This is a genomic window from Nisaea nitritireducens (assembly GCF_014904795.1).
GTDB classification, from domain to species: Bacteria; Pseudomonadota; Alphaproteobacteria; order Thalassobaculales; family Thalassobaculaceae; genus Nisaea; species Nisaea nitritireducens.
The window spans coordinates 1-2773 of the sequence record NZ_JACZFS010000085.1 but is presented as its reverse complement, the minus strand read 5'-3'; the positions used below and the strand labels follow the sequence as shown (position 1 = coordinate 2773).

1 protein-coding gene is annotated in these 2773 nt (G+C 60.0%); it reads left to right on the top strand.

Going from position 1 to position 2773, the window contains the following annotated elements:
* Positions 1 to 456: 456 nt before the first annotated feature.
* Positions 457 to 2773, top strand: a 2317-nt coding sequence (locus IG629_RS23000) for a methyl-accepting chemotaxis protein (RefSeq protein WP_193174089.1), incomplete at its 3' end; no start/stop codon positions are given.

Below are 2773 nucleotides of genomic sequence, written 5' to 3'. Positions count from 1 at the left end.
CCGATCAGGTCCTCAGCGCCGCCAAGGGCGTCGCCGGACAGGCACAGTCCCTCGACCGCGAGGTCAAAACATTCCTCGAAAAAGTCAGATCCTGATAATTAAACGCACCACACACATTCAGGAAAAAGGCGGGCCGATATGGCCCGCCTTTTTTCTGGCTGGATGACAGCAGCGCCTTATCGCCGTCAAAAAATCCATAAATTTTAAGGCGTTAATCGACGCATTCATCGCTGCGCCGCAACATTTTCCGATAAATCATAATATTTTTTCTAAAATTTGACCCTAAGCCTGAGAAATAAGTTGTTAATTTTCCTGCCTTTTTCGCACTTGATATTCCCCATTCGTTAACGCGACAGTGATTGTGCAGCGCACATATCGGGCGCCGACTTCAGGGACAAGCCTACCCGCAGGCCCGGTTAACGGCGCGCGAGCACGGCAAACATGGGGACCACCGGAATGGACCAGGCATCGACCTTGGATGAAATGACATATGACCTGGAAGGCTCGGAAGAGGGTCGGACAGTGAAGCGCCGCAGCCTGGGAGTCGGCAGCAAGCTCTATATGGCACTGGGCGGGATCACTCTGATCACGCTGAGCGCCGCCGTCATATCGATCATGGCCTTCACCACCCTGCAGCAGACGCTGGACCAGTTTACCGGGACATCGATCCCCGCAATCAAGAATTCCATGTCGCTTGCCAATGCGAGCGCGAATATCGCCGCGACGGCGCCGGCGCTGGTCAGCGCGGCCAGCCAGGAAGAGCGCGATACCGTCCAGGCAGATATGTCAGAGGGCATTTGGCAGCTCCGTGACCGCCTCGCCCAGATGTCCACCCTCGGCGAAGAAGACCGTAGCGGCCTGTCATCACTGGTCGACGATATCGACAACGCCCTGACGGAATTGCAGACGAACGTTGCCCAGCGCGAGGAATTGCGAGTCACCCTCGACACCAGGACAGCAAGCCTCAGAAAAGAGCAGCGGCTGTTTGTCTCCGGGGCGGTGCCGCTGGTGCGTCAGGCCAACGATACGCTGAAGCAACGCGGCGACACGACAATCGAGCTCTCCGTTAAAGGCGTTGAGAACCTGCTCAACGCTGAGGTCATCCAGCTCGAATACGGTCTGAAGACCGCTTCAAGCGGGCACGAGATGCTGGCCATCATCGCCCTCACCGCCTCGGCCCAATCGGAGGCCGAGGTCGACGCACTGGAAGCACTGTTCAGAAACACCGCAAGCGAAGTCTATGACTCCGTCAACATGCTGGACGATAGCGACGCGGCTTACGACCTGCGGCAGATTGGCCTCAAGCTGACCCATTTCGGCAAAGGTGCGAAATCTGTATTCGACCTCCGTAAATCGGAACTCGCCAGCGACGCATCCTCCGGGCAGAAGCGAAGCACCATAGATGCCGAAATCGCCAAACTGACCGAAACGTTCAAGGGCTCGATCAATCCGGTCATTGAAGAGGCATCTGCTGGACTGGCGGCCAGAGGAAACGGCCTCGCCGAAAATGTCCGGGAATCGATCTCCAAACTGATCAATGAAGATGTCATCATCATCCGGGACGCACTCGACCTGATGGCCAAGGCCAACCATGTCGCGGGCCTGTTGAATGCAGGTGCCGGCGCGCCGGACATCCAGGCCGTCGACCAGATCACGAGCGAGTTCATGCTGGTCAATAACGGCCTGATGAACGCGCTCAACGGCTTCCGCGACAAACTCGACCCGCTGACCTTGGAAAGCGGTGACCTGCTCGCGGCCTTCGGTGCCGGGGACGCGTCCATCTTCGCCCTGCGACGTGAGTTGCTGGAAACCGAAGCCGCATCCTTGGCCGCGCTGGCGAACAGCCGCACTGCGGTCGTCGCCATGAGCAATAAGGTCGACAGCCTCGTGGCCGTCGCCGAGGCGGCTGCGGCCAGAAGCGAGCAGTCCGCCCGGGAGACCGTGACACAGAGCCGGTACTTCATGTTCTTCGTCTGCGGGGCCAGTCTGGTTCTCAGCCTCCTGATTGGCTGGTTCCTGGTGTCTCGTCAGGTTGTGAGCCGTATCAACGGTCTCGCCGACACGATGGGCGTGATCGCGGACGGAGATCTGGATACGGATGTGGATACGTCCGGCGGCGACGAGATCACCACGATGGCGCGGACGGTAGAGATCTTCCGCGACAATGGCCGCGAGGTCGAACGGCTGCGCGAGGAACAGCAGCGCACAGAGGCCCGCTCCGCCGAGGAACGGCGTCAGGCCATGCTGAACCTGGCCGACACGTTCGAGCAGTCGGTCAAGGCCATCGTCGATCAGGTCGGCCTGTCCGCCCGGGAGATGGAGAAGAGCTCGGAAGGCATGGTGAACTCCTCCGAGCAGGTGAAGATGGAATCCTCCGGCGTCCTGACCATCGCCGAGACCACCTCGAACAACGTCAACACCGTGGCCGCCGCGGCGGAGGAACTGTCCGCCTCGGTGCAGGAGATCAGCACCAACATCTCCGAGACCTCACGGGTGGCCCAGATGGCCGCTGACAAGGCGCAGGACACCGACAGGATCGTCACCAGCCTCGATGAGGAGTCACAGAAGATCGGCGAGGTGGTGAAGCTGATCACCGACATCGCGGAACAGACCAACCTCTTGGCCCTCAATGCCACCATCGAAGCGGCACGGGCCGGCGATGCGGGCAAGGGCTTCGCGGTCGTCGCCTCCGAGGTGAAGAACCTGGCGACGCAGACGGCGAAGGCGACGGAGGAGATCTCGGCGCAGATCGGCGCCGTACAGCTGAACACCA